14 protein-coding genes are annotated in these 15,693 nt (G+C 73.0%); 6 read left to right on the plus strand and 8 right to left on the minus strand.

Features of this window, described 5'->3' with window-relative positions:
* Positions 1–44: 44 nt before the first annotated feature.
* The 4 genes from AC07FY_RS02535 to AC07FY_RS02550 form a co-directional block, all read right to left on the minus strand.
* Positions 45–743: a hypothetical protein gene (locus AC07FY_RS02535; RefSeq protein WP_478999349.1), complete on the minus strand. Its 699-nt coding sequence runs from the start codon at positions 741–743 to the stop codon at positions 45–47.
* On the minus strand, positions 740–2,632 hold the full coding sequence (locus AC07FY_RS02540) for a phosphatidylglycerol lysyltransferase domain-containing protein (RefSeq protein ID WP_478999351.1): 1,893 nt from the start codon (positions 2,630–2,632) through the stop codon (positions 740–742). Before AC07FY_RS02540 ends, AC07FY_RS02535 begins: the two co-directional genes overlap by 4 nt.
* 82 nt (positions 2,633–2,714) lie before the next feature.
* Positions 2,715–3,779 carry a nicotinate-nucleotide--dimethylbenzimidazole phosphoribosyltransferase gene (cobT, locus tag AC07FY_RS02545; RefSeq protein WP_478999353.1) on the minus strand — a complete coding sequence of 355 codons (1,065 nt, stop codon included), beginning with the start codon at positions 3,777–3,779 and terminating at the stop codon, positions 2,715–2,717.
* A gap of 161 nt (positions 3,780–3,940) precedes the next feature.
* On the minus strand, positions 3,941–5,170 hold the full coding sequence (locus AC07FY_RS02550; protein ID WP_478999355.1) for a bifunctional adenosylcobinamide kinase/adenosylcobinamide-phosphate guanylyltransferase: 1,230 nt from the start codon (positions 5,168–5,170) through the stop codon (positions 3,941–3,943).
* Positions 5,171–5,263: 93 nt separating this feature from the next.
* Here AC07FY_RS02550 and AC07FY_RS02555 point away from each other — a divergent pair, with 93 nt between their 5' ends.
* Positions 5,264–5,476 (plus strand): hypothetical protein, encoded by a 213-nt coding sequence (locus tag AC07FY_RS02555; RefSeq protein WP_478999357.1) that lies wholly within the window; start codon positions 5,264–5,266, stop codon positions 5,474–5,476.
* A 147-nt stretch (positions 5,477–5,623) separates the two neighbouring features.
* Here AC07FY_RS02555 and AC07FY_RS02560 read toward each other — a convergent pair whose 3' ends face one another.
* The gene (locus AC07FY_RS02560; protein ID WP_478999866.1) at positions 5,624–6,388 is read right to left on the minus strand and encodes a class I SAM-dependent methyltransferase; all 765 of its coding nucleotides are present in this window, start codon (positions 6,386–6,388) and stop codon (positions 5,624–5,626) included.
* Positions 6,389–6,447: 59 nt separating this feature from the next.
* Positions 6,448–7,056, minus strand: a complete 609-nt coding sequence (locus AC07FY_RS02565) for a DUF3043 domain-containing protein (protein WP_478999359.1) — start codon at positions 7,054–7,056, stop codon at positions 6,448–6,450.
* A gap of 286 nt (positions 7,057–7,342) precedes the next feature.
* Here AC07FY_RS02565 and AC07FY_RS02570 point away from each other — a divergent pair, with 286 nt between their 5' ends.
* Together AC07FY_RS02570 and pspAA are read left to right on the plus strand one after the other, a co-directional pair.
* The gene (locus AC07FY_RS02570) at positions 7,343–8,137 is read left to right on the plus strand and encodes a PspA/IM30 family protein (RefSeq protein ID WP_478999360.1); all 795 of its coding nucleotides are present in this window, start codon (positions 7,343–7,345) and stop codon (positions 8,135–8,137) included.
* A 13-nt stretch (positions 8,138–8,150) separates the two neighbouring features.
* Positions 8,151–8,429 (plus strand): PspA-associated protein PspAA, encoded by a 279-nt coding sequence (pspAA, locus tag AC07FY_RS02575; RefSeq protein WP_478999362.1) that lies wholly within the window; start codon positions 8,151–8,153, stop codon positions 8,427–8,429.
* A gap of 137 nt (positions 8,430–8,566) precedes the next feature.
* Here pspAA and AC07FY_RS02580 read toward each other — a convergent pair whose 3' ends face one another.
* Positions 8,567–9,361, minus strand: coding sequence for a hypothetical protein (locus tag AC07FY_RS02580; RefSeq protein WP_478999364.1), 795 nt, complete (start codon positions 9,359–9,361; stop codon positions 8,567–8,569).
* 70 nt (positions 9,362–9,431) lie between these two features.
* Between AC07FY_RS02580 and AC07FY_RS02585 the strand changes: the two genes are divergently transcribed.
* The 3 genes from AC07FY_RS02585 to AC07FY_RS02595 all read left to right on the plus strand — a co-directional run bounded on the left by AC07FY_RS02585 (position 9,432) and on the right by AC07FY_RS02595 (position 14,292).
* The gene (locus AC07FY_RS02585) at positions 9,432–10,253 is read left to right on the plus strand and encodes an adenosylcobinamide-GDP ribazoletransferase (RefSeq protein WP_478999366.1); all 822 of its coding nucleotides are present in this window, start codon (positions 9,432–9,434) and stop codon (positions 10,251–10,253) included.
* A 38-nt stretch (positions 10,254–10,291) separates the two neighbouring features.
* Positions 10,292–11,014 carry a response regulator gene (locus AC07FY_RS02590; protein WP_478999367.1) on the plus strand — a complete coding sequence of 241 codons (723 nt, stop codon included), beginning with the start codon at positions 10,292–10,294 and terminating at the stop codon, positions 11,012–11,014.
* A gap of 146 nt (positions 11,015–11,160) precedes the next feature.
* The gene (locus tag AC07FY_RS02595) at positions 11,161–14,292 is read left to right on the plus strand and encodes an efflux RND transporter permease subunit (protein ID WP_478999369.1); all 3,132 of its coding nucleotides are present in this window, start codon (positions 11,161–11,163) and stop codon (positions 14,290–14,292) included.
* Positions 14,293–14,380: 88 nt separating this feature from the next.
* On the opposite strand, the gene nadA is transcribed toward AC07FY_RS02595, so the two are convergent.
* The gene (gene nadA, locus AC07FY_RS02600; RefSeq protein ID WP_478999371.1) at positions 14,381–15,568 is read right to left on the minus strand and encodes a quinolinate synthase NadA; all 1,188 of its coding nucleotides are present in this window, start codon (positions 15,566–15,568) and stop codon (positions 14,381–14,383) included.
* Positions 15,569–15,693 lie beyond the last annotated feature (125 nt).

Below are 15,693 nucleotides of genomic sequence, written 5' to 3' on the forward strand. Positions count from 1 at the left end.
TCCGCACGGCCCGTCCGGCCGCCTCATCGCGGCCGGGCGTCCACCTACGGCGGGTGCCCGCCGAACGCCGTCCCCGACGGGGGCCGCCCCCACGTCGCCCGGACCACGCACAGGGCCATCACGGCGGCGATGGCCGCCAGGTGCTCCTTGCCGGCCAGGTTGTCCTTGACCAGCACCTCGCCGATCATCGCCAGCACCACGACCGTCCCGGTGAGGTAGGCCCGATAGCGCCAGCAGAGGTAGACGGCGAGCCCGACCACCGCCGCCGAGGGCCCGGTGTCGTTGACGATCCGGTCGGACACCGGCAGGCCCAGGGGATGGTCGGGGCCCAGCGCGAGACCGATCCGGGCGTATGTGGTCCCGGCGAGCGTCGCCACGTAGCCGATCAGCAGCGTGCGCCACCAGCCGATGCAGAGCTCCGAGATCCCGAAGACGAGCAGGATCTGCGCGAGCGCGCCCCACACCGGCAGGTCCAGGGCGGGTACGAACAACGACAGGGGCGTCCGCAGCAGGGCCAGCCAGAACGGGTCGACGGCCTTGACCGACCCCAGGTCCTGCACCGGCTGGAAACCCCAGGGGGTGTTCTGCACGATCTGGAAGACCGAGGTCAGGCAGACCGCGCCGACGGTCATGGGGGCCGCCCGCCACCGGTCGCGGACGAGCGCGTCCCGGACGGTCCGGAACAGGGGCCCCCACTCCCGGCGGGCGAACCGGCCGGGTGCGGAGGTGATCCACACGGTCAACGGCGGGTCTCCAGGTGTCTGCGGTGCAGCCACTTCGGCAGGCCGGGGGCTTCCAGGAAACCTTCGGCCCGGCCCGCCGCGATACCGATCCGCAGCAGGTCCGAACTCTTCTCGAAGAGCATGAACCGGGGTTCCCAGATCGGCCGGTATTTGGCGTTGGCCCGGTAGAGGGACTCGATCTGCCACCAGCGGGAGAAGAAGCTCAGCAGCGAGCGCCACATCCGCAGCACCGGACCCGCGCCGAGCCGGGACCCGCGTTCGAAGACGGACCGGAACATCGCGAAGTTCAGGGAGACCTGGCCGACGCCGATCTCCCGGGCGCGCTCCAGGAGTTCGATCACCATGAACTCCATCAGGCCGTTCTCGGAGTCCCGGTCACGGCGCATCAGGTCCAACGACAGGCCCCGCGCCCCCCACGGCACGAAGGACAGCACCGCCCGCAGCTCGCCGGCGCCGTCGGTGCACTCCAGCATCACGCACTGGCCGTCCCCCGGGTCGCCCAGACGGCCCAGCGCCATCGAGAAGCCGCGCTCGGTCGCGCCGTCGCGCCAGTCGTCGGCCCGCTCGACCAGCTCGTCCATCTCGGCGGCCGGGATGTCGGCGTGCCGGCGGATCCGCACCGTGTACCCGGCCCGCTTGACGCGGTTGTACGCCTGGCGGACGGTCCGCATGGCGCGGCCCTCCAGGGTGAACTCGGCGGTCTCCACGATCGCCTCGTCGCCGAGCTCCAGCGCGTCCAGGCCGTGCCGCGCGTAGATCTGCCCGGCCTCCTCGCTCGCCCCCATCACCGCCGGCACCCAGCCGTGCTCGCGGGCCTCGGCCAGCCACGGCTCGATGGCGCCGGGCCACGCCTCGGGATCGCCGATCGGATCGCCGGAGGCCAGGGAGACCCCGCCGACGACGCGGTAGGTGACGGCGGCCTTGCCGGTGGGGGACCAGATGACCGACTTCTCGCGGCGCAGCGCGAAGTAGCCGAGCGAGTCGCGGTCGCCCTGCCGGGCGAGCAGCGCCCGCAGCCGCTCCTCGTCGTCCTCGGAGAGCGGGTCGACGGCGCGGCGCGAGCGGAACGCCGCGAACAGCACGGCGAGCAGCAGCAGCATCGACATCACGTTGACGAACACGTCCACCCAGCCGGGGGTGTCGATGGTGCCGTAGGCGCGGGCGTCGGGGTCCAGGGTGACCAGCCGCATCGCCCCGTACCGCCAGCGGGTCAGGAAGGTGGCGTCGGCGCCGTCCGCCGCGTTGTTCGTGGCGCCGACGAGCAGGGCCGCGACCAGCGAGGTGACCAGCAGGCCCACGGCGGCGACGAGGGTGGCGAGGGCGGGGTTGGAGCGGTCGCCCTTCGCGTAGAACTCCCGGCGGCCCAGCAGCAGGGCGACGACGAAGGCCGCCGTCAGCCCCAAGGAGACCCAGTTCTGCGGGTGTTCGCGGAACTGCGGGTAGCACACCTCGGACCCCCACGAGCAGGGGACGAGGGCCGCGCGGACGAAGTCGAGCAGCAGCATCCCGGCGAGGACGAGGTTCAGGATCCAGGCGGCCCGCTTGCGGCGGCCCATGGTGACGGCCAGCACCAGGCAGAACAGCCCGGAGGCGAAGCCGGCCGTCAGCAGGTACGGGGTGTAGAAGTCCGCGGCGTTGTGCCGGCGCAGGTCCTGCCCGAGCGAAACCCACACCGCGCTCAGGAAGTTGACGAAGGTGACAACCCGCAGGTACCAGACGGCGAACGCGGCGCCGCGCCGTGAGCGGGCGCTCCCCCGCCCCGTCTCCCGGCCGCCCGCCGCCCCCCTGCCGGCGGGATCGCCGCCGGTCCGACTGCCACCCGATGCCGGCCCGGGAACCCGTACGGTGCCGCGGTCGGTCTCTGCCCTGCTCAAACGGACCTCTCCCATGAAAGCGATCTTATGGGGCGTTGCCGTCGGCAGTGGCTGGGCCCGGGGCCGCGGGCTGGTCAGGACCGCGGCTCCCGGCGGCTCACCGCGCCGGCTCCTGCACCGCCTGTTCCGGGAGTTCGGCCGCGAGCGCCGCGGCCGCCTGGACCAGGGGGAGGGCCAGCAGCGCCCCGGTACCTTCCCCCACAGTGACGCCGTGATCGAGCACGGGGTTGAGCGCCATCCGGTCCAGCGCCTTCGACTGGCCGGGTTCGCCGCTCGCCTGGCCGGCGAGCCACCAGTCGGGGGCGCGGAACGCGGCCCGCTGGGCCACCAGGGCGCAGGCCGCCGAGACGACCCCGTCCAGGATGACCGGCGTGCGGCGCACGGCGCACTGGAGCAGGAAACCGGTCATGGCGGCCAGGTCGGCCCCGCCCACCGCGGCCAGCAGCGCGACCTGGTCGCCGAGCACCGGCCGGGCCCGGCGCAGCGCGTCGCGGATCGCCGCGCACTTGCGCATCCAGGTCAGGTCGTCGATGGGCAGGCCGCCGCGGCCGGTGACCACCGAGGCGTCCGTCCCGCACAGGGCACCGACGAGCGTGGCGGCCGCCGTGGTGCCGCCGACGCTGAGGTCGCCGAGGACGACGAGGTCCGTACCGCTGTCGGCTTCCTCGTCGGCGATGCGGACGCCCAGTTCGAGGGCCGCGCGGGCCTCGTCGAGGGTGAGCGCGTCCTCCTTGTCGATCCGGCCGGTGCCGCGCCGCACCCGGTGGCGGACCACGTCCTCGGGGAGCAGCTCCGGGTCGCAGTCGAGTCCGGCGTCGACGATCCGTACGCCCGCGCCGAGTCGGCGGGCCAGGATCGCCACGGGGCTGTCCCCGTCCAGCACGCCGCGCACCAGCTCGTGGGCGCTGGAGGCGGCCCGGGCGGAGACTCCCTCGGAGGCGATGCCGTGGTCGGCGGCGAACAGCACCACCCGGGGCCGCTCGATCGGGTTGACCGGCACCCGGCCCTGCGCGGCGGCGAGCCACTCGGCGAGTTCGTCCAGCCGGCCCAGCGCGCCGGGCGGCACGGCGAGGCGTTCACGGCGTTCCTCGGCGTCACGCCGCACGCCCCCGTCGGGACGCTCGATCAGATCGGAGAAGTCGTCGAGATTCAGCGTGCTCATCTGCCAGAGAGTACAGCCGGTAAGGCCCTCCCTCAGGCTGCGGGTTCGGGCCGCGGGGGCCCGGTTCCGGCCCCGGCGGGGCGGGTTCCCAGGCCGGCCCGGGGGGTCGGTCCGAGGGCCGGCCGGGGGCCGGTCTCCCCCAGCAGGCGTGGTCGGTACACCTAGTCCTTGAGGACCGCGGCCAGCCCGGCGACGACGAGCAGCACCTGCTCGCACTCGGCCGCGACCGCCGCGTTCAGCCGGCCCAGCTCGTCGCGGAACCGGCGGCCCGAGGCCGTCGCCGGGACGACCCCCGACCCCACCTCGTTGCTGACCAGCACCACCCGGCGGCCGGTCGCGCGGACGGCCGCCGCCAGCTCGGCCACCCGGTCGCGCAGCTCGTGCTGCCCACCCTTGGCCCATACCCCGTCGTCCCAGGCCCCGGCCCGGTCCATCGCGTCCGTCAGCCACAGCGCCAGGCAGTCGATCAGCAGCGGCGGGCCGGTGTCGGCGAGCAGCGGGACCAAGTCGCAGGTCTCCGCCGTCCGCCAGCTCGCGGGTCGCCGTTCCCGGTGCAGCCCGACCCGCTGGGCCCACTCCGCGTCCCCGTCGCGGCTGCCGCCGGTGGCGACGTAGACCACGTCGGGGAAGGACTCCAGGCGTCGCTCCGCCTCGACGGACTTGCCCGAGCGGGCGCCGCCCAGCACCAGTGTCCGGCGCGGCAGGTCCGGGGCCGCGCGGTACTCGCCGGTGGTCACCGTCGTCCCGTCCGGCACCACCCGGGCCCCGGCCGCCCGGCACCGGCGCTCCAGCTCCCGGCCCGGCGGCGTGCCGTGGTCGAGGTGGACGGCGATCACGTCCGTGGCCGGGCCCACCGCGCCGGTCGCCCGCAGCCGGGCGAGGGCCTCGGGCCGCCCCAGCACATCGGCCAGGACGATGTCGTACGGACGCTGCCCGGCCGTTCCCGGCCCCGATTCCGTGCGGGAGGAACCCCAGCCCGCGGGGGCACCGCCGGGCGGCAGGTACAGCAGCCGGCCGCTGTCCGGGCCCGTCACCTCGTATCCGGTGCCCGGCGCGTCCATCGGCACCGCCCGCACCCGGTGCCCCGAGATCACCGCCAGCTCGCGGCCGTCCGGGACCCGCCCGGCGGCCGGCAGCCCGGGCGGCAGCTCCACGGAGGGGCCGTCGTGCGGGTGCGTCAGCAGGACCTGGCGCACGCCGGACAGCGAATGCCCCGCGCGGGCGCCCGCCAGCACCGCCCCGGGGGTCAGGTCGAGCAGCAGCGCGCCGTCGACGAGGACGGCCGTGGCGGCGCGCGCCATGGTGCCGACGGAGACCGCGCAGGCCGCACAGGGACAGCCGGGTCGGGGGAGGCCCTCGGGCGTGCCGGTGCCGAGCAGAGTGAGTTCCACAGGGAGATCCTCCCGCGTCGCCGGGAGTGGTGCGCGCCCGGCTACTCTGCGGGCAGACTCAAGGCGAGCAGCGGACGAGCAACGGAGGCGGACATGGCGTGGACGTGGCGGTTCGAGACGGCCGAGGGCGCGGAGACCAACCCGGCGGTGCAGCCGGAGGAGTTCACCACGCAGGGGGACGCGGAGTCCTGGATCGGCGAGGTCTGGAAGGAGCTGCTGGAGGGGGGCGTCGAGCAGGTGAAGCTGTCCGACGACGGAGGTACGGAGCTGTACACGATGAGTCTGCGGTCCGCCCTGGACGCGTAGCCCCCGCGCCGGGGCCCCGCCGCGTCGCGGGCCCCGGTCGGCGCGCATCGAGCGCCGCGCATCGAGCGCCGCGCACCGGTCGGCACGAAGCGGTCAACCGGTCGTCGGCCCCGGCTGCCGCCGGGCTCCGGCGGCAGCCGGACGGCCCTACTGCCCGCCCCGTACGCCGCACAGGTGCAGCAGCGCGGCGACGCCCCGGTAGGGGTCGGTGCGCCCGGCACGGTCCTCGGCGGCCAGCAGCCGCTCCAGCTCGTCCTCGGGCGGCAGGCCGTCGCCCGCCTCGGTGCCGTCGGTGAACACGCGTACGCCGTACCAGGACTGCAGCGGGGCCCCGATCCCGTACAGCGTGGCCGTCAGCCCGGCGAGCCGGTCGGCCCGGACGTCCAGGCCCAGCCGGTTGCGGTAGTCGACGCTGTCGAAGGCGGCCAGCGCCGCCGTCCAGTCGCCGCCGAGCCCGGGCCGCATGGCGAGCGCGTCGCCGTTGCGCACCAGCAGGGACAGCAGTCCGCCGGGCGCCAGCATCCGGGCCAGCCCGGCCAGCATGGCGTCCGGCTCGGGCACGTACATCAGCACCCCGTGGCACAGCACCACGTCGAAGCTGCCCGGCAGGAAATGGGCGCCGGTCTCGCGGCCGTCGCCCTCCATGAGCCGGACCCGGTCGCGGATCCCGGCGGGTTCCGCCTCCAGCGCCTCGCGGGCGACGGCCAGCATCCCCGGGTCCTTCTCCAGGCCGGTCACCTTGTGCCCGGCGCGGGCCAGGCGCAGCGCCTGGGTGCCCTGGCCCATGCCGACATCGAGCACGCGCAGCCGCTGCCCGACCGGGAAGCGCTGCGCGATCTGCTCGTCGACCTGCCGGCCGACCAGTTCCTGCCGGACGGCGTTGCGCAGTCCGCCCAGGCCCTCGAGCCACAGCCGGGCTCCCCCCGGTCCCCAGGCCAAAGCCTCCCCCGACACTCCGGGCGCCCCTCGGCTCAGGGCCGTTCCCCGCGCTTGACCTGCGGCTTCGGCAGGCGCAGCCGGCGCATCTGGAGGGTGCGCATGAGGCCGTACGCGACGGCGCCGCGGCGCGGCTCGTCCGGGAAGCGCTCGTTCAGGGACTTGCGGAGGCGGAAGACCAGGCCGATCGAGTCCAGGACGATCAGCGCGATGACGCCCATCCACAGGATCAGCGCGATGTTCTGGATGGACGGGACCCGCACCATGCTCAGCACCAGGATGATCACGGCCAGCGGCAGGAACATCTCGGCGACGGAGAAGCGGGAGTCCACGTAGTCGCGGACGAACTTGCGGACGGGGCCCTTGTCGCGCACCGGCAGGTAGCGCTCGTCGCCGTTGGCCAGCGCCTCGCGCTGCTTGGCCATCTCGACACGTCGGCGCTCACGGGCTCGTTTGGCGTCCTCCTTGCGGTTGCCGGTCGAGGCCACCACGGCCTTGCGCTGCGACTGGGCCACAGCACGCTTCGGCGTCGGGCGGCCCTTCGGGGCCTGCGGGTCACGGGGCTGCGAGAGGTCGGCGCTCACCTTGTCGGTGGCGGCGGCCTTCTCTTCCTTGGAGGAGCGGCTACCAAACACAAAACCCAAGCCTACGTGGTCGCGGGCACGGCCCCCACCCCCGTGGGGAACGATCCGGCAACGGCGGGCGTCTTCCCCTGTGCGGGGAGCGCGCGGTGGTCCGCTCGCTCTGCGGGCCCGCCCGCACCGGTCGGGGTCGCCCCTCCTCCTCACGCCTGACAGGGCGGGGAGGTACTCGTCCTGGAGGAGGAGCGCATCCGTACTCGAACAGTGCGGTAATGGAGACAGGGCCCGTACTGTGGGTTCTGTTGGTGACCTGGAGCACAGTCCGTCTAGAAGGGGGCGCGCGAAGCCCATGAGCGGTGTCATGAAGCGTATGGGGATGATCTTCCGCGCGAAGGCGAACAAGGCCCTGGACCGGGCCGAGGACCCGCGCGAGACCCTCGACTACTCCTACCAGAAGCAGCTCGAGCTGCTCCAGAAGGTGCGCCGCGGGGTCGCCGACGTGGCGACGTCCCGCAAGCGCCTGGAGCTGCAGCTGAACCAGCTCCAGAACCAGTCCGGCAAGCTGGAGGACCAGGGCCGCAAGGCCCTCGCCCTGGGCCGCGAGGACCTGGCGCGCGAGGCGCTGTCCCGCCGTGCCTCGCTGCAGCAGCAGGTCAGCGACCTGGAGGTGCAGCACCAGACGCTGCAGGGCGAGGAGGAGAAGCTGACGCTGGCCGCGCAGCGCCTCCAGGCCAAGGTGGACGCCTTCCGCACCAAGAAGGAGACCATCAAGGCCACCTACACGGCCGCGCAGGCCCAGACCCGGATCGCGGAGTCGTTCTCCGGCATCTCGGAGGAGATGAGCGACGTCGGCCTCGCCATCCAGCGGGCCGAGGACAAGACCGCCCAGCTCCAGGCGCGGGCCGGAGCCATCGACGAGCTGCTGGCCTCCGGCGCGCTCGACGACCGCAGCGGGCTCGGTGCCAAGGACGACATCCAGGCCGAACTGGACCGCCTCTCGGGCGGTACGGACGTGGAGCTGGAGCTCCAGCGGATGAAGGCCGAGCTCGCGGGCGGCCCGTCCGCACAGCAGCAGGCCATCGAAGGCGGCGCCCCGGGCACCGCCCAGCAGCCCCAGGGCCAGCACCGGTTCGACAAGCAGTAGGACGGAGTCGGTGATGATTGTCCGCATCATGGGGGAGGGCCAGGTCGAGGTGGCCGACGGCCACTTCGCCGAGCTCAACCGGCTGGACGACGAGCTGCTCGCGGAGATGGAGAGCGGCGACGAGACGGGCTTCCGGCGCACGCTGGGCGCCCTGCTCGATGCCGTCCGGCGGCTCGGCGAGCCCCTCCCGGACGAGGCGCTGGAGCCGTCCGAGCTGATCCTGCCCGCCGAGGACGCGACGCTGGACGAGGTCAGGGAGATGCTCGGCGACGACGGACTGATCCCGGGCTGAGCCGGGAAACCCGGACCGGCGAACGGACCGGGCCCGGGGCCGCACCGACACGCCGACGTGCCGCACCGACACACCGACGGGCCCGCCCCCGCGTTCCGGGGCGGGCCCGTCGGCGTCCGGCCGGGGTCCGTCGGCGCTCAGCGGGTCGGCGGCTCCTCGTGCCGCTCGCCCTTGCGCAGGGAGACGGCGGGCAGCTGCGGGTCCGGGGTTCCCCCGATGAAGTTCTCGATCCTGCGCCGCGGTCCCGCCCAGCGCCGGTCGTGGTGGAAGGCGCGCAGGCCGGCCCTGGCCCGGGCGCGCGGACGGTTCGCGTAGAACCTCTTCGCGTAGGGGGATCCGGGCCGGGCCAGCCGGAGCGCCCCGACCAGCGCCACGAAGGGGATCACCACGCCGAAGACGGCCGTGCGCGCCTTGCCCTTCCACAGGGCGATCAGGGCGAGGAAGAAGTTGGTGGCCGTGTTCACGGCGACCAGCCCGCGGCTCTGCCGCTCGTCGGCGGTCAGGTCGTTCACCCCGAAGGGCACGAACCCGCCGAGGACCAGGGCCACCAGGGCGGCGGTGAGGACCACGACCTCCACGCTCTTGCGGCCCTGCTCGCTCCAGTACACGTCGTCGAGATGCAAGATCAGCGCGAACTCGTCCAGGACCAGGCCCGCGCCCAGGCCGAAGATGACGGCGGAGAGTCCCGCGCCGAAGCCGTGCCGGGCGCTGCCGACGGCGCCGAAACCGCCGATGATCACGAGGACCACGCCGGGCACCACGTGGTGGACGTGCACACCGCCCGGGGTGATGTTCTTGAAGGGCCCCCGGCCGGCCCGGATCATCCGCGTGATCACCCGGGTGACCAGGAACGACGTCACGAAGGAGAGTAGCGCGAGGAGCATGGGGAGCTTCCCCGGCTCGAGGATGTTCCGATACCACCAGTGACCCATCCCACTGACTCCCTATTTGATCCGTAATGGGCAATTTACCGGTCGCGGTGGGCGGGTAGCGTTCGCGCCGATGACAGATTCGTTCGACGACCCGCCCCCGGTGCCGCCGGCGGACCGCGCCTCCTTCCGCGACGGCATCCGCTTCGCGTTCGGCACGTTCACCGTGCTGCCCGCCCGCATCACCCGCTGGGACCGCCCGGCCGCCCGTACCGGCATGGCCTGCGCCCCCCTCGCCGGGCTGGCCGTCGGCCTGCTCGCGGCCGTCCCCGGGGTGCTGCTGCTGGCGGGGGGCGGCGGTCCGCTGCTCGCTGCGGCCGTCACCGTCGCCGTGCCGGCCGCGCTCACCCGGGGCCTGCACCTGGACGGGCTCGCCGACACCGCGGACGGCCTGGGCAGCGCCAAACCGGCCGACGAGGCCCTGCGGATCATGAAGAAGTCCGACATCGGCCCCTTCGGTGTCGTGGCCCTGGTGCTCGTCCTGCTGGTGCAGGTCGCCGCCCTGTCCGACGCCTACGCCGACAGTTGGACCCGGGGCGCCCTGGCCGCGCTCGTCGCCGCGGTCACCGCCCGCCTGGCGATGACCCTCGCCTCCCGCGAGGGCGTCCCGGCCGCCCGTCCCGAAGGGCTCGGCGCCGCGGTCGCCGGGGTGGTCCCGCGCGCCGCGGCCGCCGGCCTCACCGCCGCGGCCGTGCTGCTCGCCGCGGCCGCCGCCCTCCCCCTGGGCCTCCCGGCCGCCGTCCGGTACGCGGCGGCCGTCCCCGCCGCCCTGCTCGCCTCGGAGCTCCTGCTGCGCCGCTGCGTGCGGCGCTTCGGCGGGGTCACCGGTGACGTCTTCGGAGCCCTGGCGGAGGTCTCGGCGACCACCGCCCTGGTCGTCCTCGCCCTCGGCTGACCGGAAGCCGGCCGCGCGGGCCCGCGTACGCTCAGCCCGTGGACCACACTCCGGCGGCTCCGGCCCCGCCCATCAAGGTGCTGCTCGCCGACGACCAGGCGTTGCTGCGCAGTGCCTTCCGGGTGCTCGTCGACTCCGAGCCCGACATGGAGGTCGTCGGGGAGGCGTCCGACGGCGCGCAGGCCTACGCGCTGGCCCGCCAGACCCTGGCCGACGTCGTCCTCATGGACATCCGGATGCCCGGCACCGACGGCCTCGCCGCGACCCGGATGATCAGCGGCGATCCCGAACTCGCCGCGGTGCGCGTGGTGATGCTGACGACCTTCGAGGTGGACGAGTACGTGGTCGCCGCCCTGCGGGCCGGCGCCTCCGGCTTCCTCGGCAAGGGCGCCGAGCCCGAGGACCTGCTGAGCGCCATCCGGGTCGCGCACGCCGGCGAGGCACTGCTCTCCCCGGCCGCCACCAAGGGGCTCATCGCCACCTTCCTCGCCCAGGGCGGCGGCGCCGACCCGGACGCCGGCGCCGCCGCGGCCGGATCCCACGCGGAACGGCTCGCCGCACTGACCGTCCGGGAGCGCGAGGTCCTCGTCCACGTCGCCGCGGGACTGTCCAACGACGGGATCGCGGGGCGGCTGGAGGTCAGTCCGCTCACCGTCAAGACGCACGTGAACCGGGCCATGGCCAAGCTCGGCGCCCGTGACCGGGCCCAATTGGTGGTCATTGCCTGCGAATCGGGACTGGTCCGGCCCCGCGCCGAGTGATCCGGCACGGCGCGCAGTAGTACGGCGTACTACGGACGCGGTATGCCGCACATAAGGACGGGACCTGCGAGCGACGCGGCGGCGTCCCGGCATGCGCGAGGCTGGGGTGCCCTTCGCCCGACGTCACAGCAGAGAGATCCCCATCCATGTCCTGGCTGTCCCGCTTCAGCCTTGCCCAAAGGGCGTTGGTCGGCCTCGTGTCGATCGTCGCGCTCCTCTTCGGCGCCATAGCCGTCCCGCAGCTCAAGCAGCAGCTGCTGCCCTCCATCGAACTGCCGATGGTGTCCGTGCTCGCGCCGTACCAGGGCGCCTCGCCCGACGTGGTGGAGAAGCAGGTCGTCGAGCCGATCGAAGCCATGCTCAAGGGCGTCGACGGCATCACCGGCATCACCTCCACCGCCAGCGAGGGCAACGCCCTCGTCATGGCCACCTTCGACTACGGCGACAGCGGCACCAAGCAGCTCGTCGCCGACGTCCAGCAGGCCGTCAACCGGGCCCGCGTCCGGCTGCCCGCCGAGGTGGACCCGCAGGTGGTGGCCGGATCCACCGACGACATCCCGACCGTCGTCCTCGCCGTCACCTCGGACAAGGACCAGCAGGCCCTCGCCGATCAGCTGGAACGTTCCGTCGTCCCCGTCCTGTCGGACATCGAGGGCGTCGGCCAGGTCACCGTCGACGGGGTCCAGGACCTGCAGGTCGCCGTCACCCCCGACAACGCGCGGCTCGCGGCCGCCGGCCTCGACGGCGCCGCCCTCGCCCAGGGCCTCCAGGCGGGCGGCGCGACCGTACCCGCCGGCTCCTTCGACGAGGAGGGCAAGAACCGGACCGTCCGCGTCGGCACGGGCTACACCTCCCTGGCCCAGATCGAGGACCTGCGGCTGAGCCCGGGCCCCGGCAAGCCGGCCGTCCGCCTCGGCGACATCGCCACCGTGAAGCAGGAGGCCGCCAAGGCGGTCTCGATCACCCGCACCAACGGCAAGCCCAGCCTCGCCCTCGTCATGACGATGGACAAGGACGGCAGCGCCGTCGCCATCTCCGACGCCGTCAAGGACGAGCTGCCCGAGCTGCGCTCCGCGCTCGGCTCCGGCGCCGACCTGACCGTCGTCAGCGACCAGGGCCCGGCCGTCGCGAAGTCCATCTCCAGCCTCACCACCGAAGGCATGCTCGGCCTGCTCTTCGCCGTGATCGTGATCCTGGTGTTCCTGGCCTCGCTGCGCTCCACGCTGGTCACCGCGGTCTCCATCCCGCTGTCCGTGGTGCTCGCCCTGATCGTGCTGTGGACCCGGGACCTCTCGCTCAACATGCTGACGCTCGGCGCTCTCACCATCGCGATCGGCCGCGTCGTCGACGACTCGATCGTGGTCCTGGAGAACATCAAGCGCCACCTCGGCTACGGCGAGGAGCGCGAGGCCGCCATCATCACGGCGGTCAGGGAGGTCGCCGGAGCGGTGACCTCCTCCACCCTCACCACTGTCGCCGTCTTCCTGCCGATCGGTCTCACCGGCGGGATGATCGGCGAACTCTTCGGCTCCTTCTCGCTGACCGTGACGGCGGCCCTGCTGGCCTCGCTGCTGGTCTCGCTGACGGTCGTGCCGGTCCTCTCCTACTGGTTCCTGCGCGCGCCCAAGGGCGCCGCCGAGGATCCGGCGAAGGCCCGCCGCGAAGCCGAGGAGAAGGAGGAGCGCAGCCGGCTCCAGCGCTTCTACGTGCGGGTCCTGGGCTTCGCCACCCGGCGCCGCCTGACCAGCGTGGCCATCGCGGTGGTCGTCCTCGTGGGCACCTTCGGGATGACCCCGCTGCTGAAGACCAACTTCTTCGACCAGGGCGAGCAGGACCTCCTGACGGTCAAGCAGGAGCTGGCCCCCGGCACCTCGCTGGCCGCCTCCGACGAGGCGAGCCGCAAGGTGGAGCAGGCGCTGGCCTCGGTCGAGGGCGTCAAGAGCTACCAGGTGACCGTCGGCTCCTCCGGCTTCCTCGCTGCCTTCGGCGGCGGCACGGGCTCCAACCAGGCGTCCTACCAGGTCACCCTGGAGGACTCGGGTGAGGCCGACGCCGTCAGGAAGCGGATCGAGGGCCGGCTGGCCGCCCTCGACGGCATCGGCGAGACCCGGATCGCGGCGGGCGACGGCTTCGGCAGCCAGAACCTCAGCGTCGTCGTCAAGGCCGGTGACGCCGACGTCCTCGCCCGGGCGGCCGAGCAGGTCCGCGCCGAGGTGGCGAAGCTGGAGGACGTCACCGACGTCCAGAGCGACCTGTCCCAGTCGGTGCCCCGGATCTCCGTGACCGCGACCCCCGCGGCCGCGGACGCGGGTGTGAACCAGGCCGCGCTCGGCGCGATCGTCGCGCAGGCCGTACGGGGCAACCCGGCGGGCAAGGCCGTCCTGGACGACACCGAGCGCGACATCGTCATCAGGTCCGCGCAACCGGCCACCACCCTGGCCGAACTCCAGGCCCTGCCGGTCGGCCCGGTCCGGCTCGGTGACATCGCCGACGTCAAGGTCGTCCCCGGCCCGGTCGCGATGACCCGGATCGACGGCGCCCGCGCCGCCACGATCACCGCCAAGCCGCTCGGCGACAACACCGGCGCGGTCAGCGCGCAGCTCCAGGCGAAGCTCAAGGCACTGGACCTGCCGGACGGCGCCACGGCCTCCATCGGCGGTGTCTCGGAGGACCAGGACGAGGCCTTCGCCTCGCTCGGCCTGGCCATGCTGGCGGCCATCGCGATCGTGTTCATGCTGCTCGTCGCGACGTTCCGCTCGCTCGTCCAGCCGCTGATCCTGCTGGTCTCCATCCCGTTCGCGGCGACCGGCGCACTCGGCCTGCTGATCGCCACCGGCACCCCGATGGGCGTCCCGGCGATGATCGGCATGCTGATGCTCATCGGCATCGTCGTGACCAACGCGATCGTGCTCATCGACCTGGTCAACCAGTACCGCGCCCAGGGCCTGGGCGTCGTCGAAGCCGTCGTCGAGGGCGGTCGGCACCGGCTGCGCCCGATCCTGATGACGGCCCTGGCGACGATTTTCGCGCTGCTGCCGATGGCGCTCGGCGTCACCGGCGAGGGCGGTTTCATCTCGCAGCCGCTCGCCGTCGTGGTGATCGGCGGGCTGGTCAGCTCGACGCTGCTGACCCTGCTGCTGGTGCCGACCCTGTACACGATGGTGGAGCTCCGCAAGGAGCGCCGCCGGGCGAAGCGCGCCGCCAGGCGGGAGTCCCGTCTGACGGTGGTGCCGAACCCCGCGTCGGGCAAGGACGACGAGACCCCGGCGACGGTCTGACCGACCGGGGGAGCGCTCCTGGACCGGGGCGCGGGCAGACGAAAGGGGCACCCCTCGGGGTGCCCCTTTCACCGTTCGGCACGGGCGGCTACGGAAGCGCCAGCATCCGCTCCAGCGCCAGCTTCGCGAAGCTCTCGGTCTCCTTGTCCACCTGGATCCGGTTCACGAGGTTGCCCTCGGCCAAGGACTCCAGGGTCCACACCAGGTGGGGGAGGTCGATGCGGTTCATCGTCGAGCAGAAGCAGACCGTCTTGTCGAGGAAGACGACCTCCTTGTCCTGCGAGGCGAATCGGTTCGCCAGGCGCCGGACCAGGTTCAGCTCGGTGCCGATCGCCCACTTGGAGCCGGCCGGAGCCGCCTCCAGCGCCTTGATGATGTACTCCGTCGAGCCGACGTAGTCCGCGGCCGCCACGACCTCGTGCTTGCACTCGGGGTGGACCAGGACGTTCACGCCGGGGATGCGGGCGCGGACGTCGTTGACGGAGTCCACCGAGAAGCGGCCGTGCACCGAGCAGTGCCCGCGCCACAGGATCATCTTGGCGTTCCGCAGCTGCTCGGCCGTCAGACCGCCGTTCGGCTTGTGCGGGTTGTACAGCACGCAGTCGTCCAGGGACATGCCCATGTCGCGGACGGCGGTGTTGCGGCCCAGATGCTGGTCCGGGAGGAAGAGGACCTTCTCGCCCTGCTCGAACGCCCACTCCAGGGCCTTCTTCGCGTTGGACGAGGTGCAGATCGTGCCGCCGTGCTTGCCGGTGAAGGCCTTGATGTCGGCGGAGGAGTTCATGTAGGAGACGGGAACCGTCGCCCCGGCCACACCGGCCTCGGTCAGCACGTCCCAGCACTCGGCGACCTGCTCGGCGGTGGCCATGTCGGCCATGGAGCAGCCCGCGGCCAGGTCCGGCAGGACGACCTTCTGGTCGTCCGAGGTGAGGATGTCCGCGGACTCGGCCATGAAGTGCACGCCGCAGAAGACGATGTACTCGGCCTCCGGCTTGGCGGCCGCGTCCCTGGCCAGCTTGAAGGAGTCACCGGTGACGTCGGCGAACTCGATGACCTCGTCACGCTGGTAGTGGTGGCCGAGGATGAAGACCTTGTCCCCGAGCTTCTCCTTGGCCGCGCGGGCGCGCGCCACGAGGTCCGGGTCCGACGGCGAGGGCAGGTCGCCGGGGCATTCCACCCCGCGCTCGCTCTTGGGGTCGGCCTCGCGGCCGAGCAGCAGCAGGGCGAGGGGCGTCGGCTGGACGTCCAAAGGCTGGGCGGTGGTCACGACACGCACCCTTTCTGTTCTGCGACGAGGACTGACGAGGGACTGACGAGGACTTCTGCTGACGCCGGTGCGACTTCTCGTCTATTTGACGCTATCTATCATAACCGCTTCACGTCACTTTGACGATGCCGATA

The organism is Streptomyces sp. NPDC045967, from assembly GCF_056430495.1.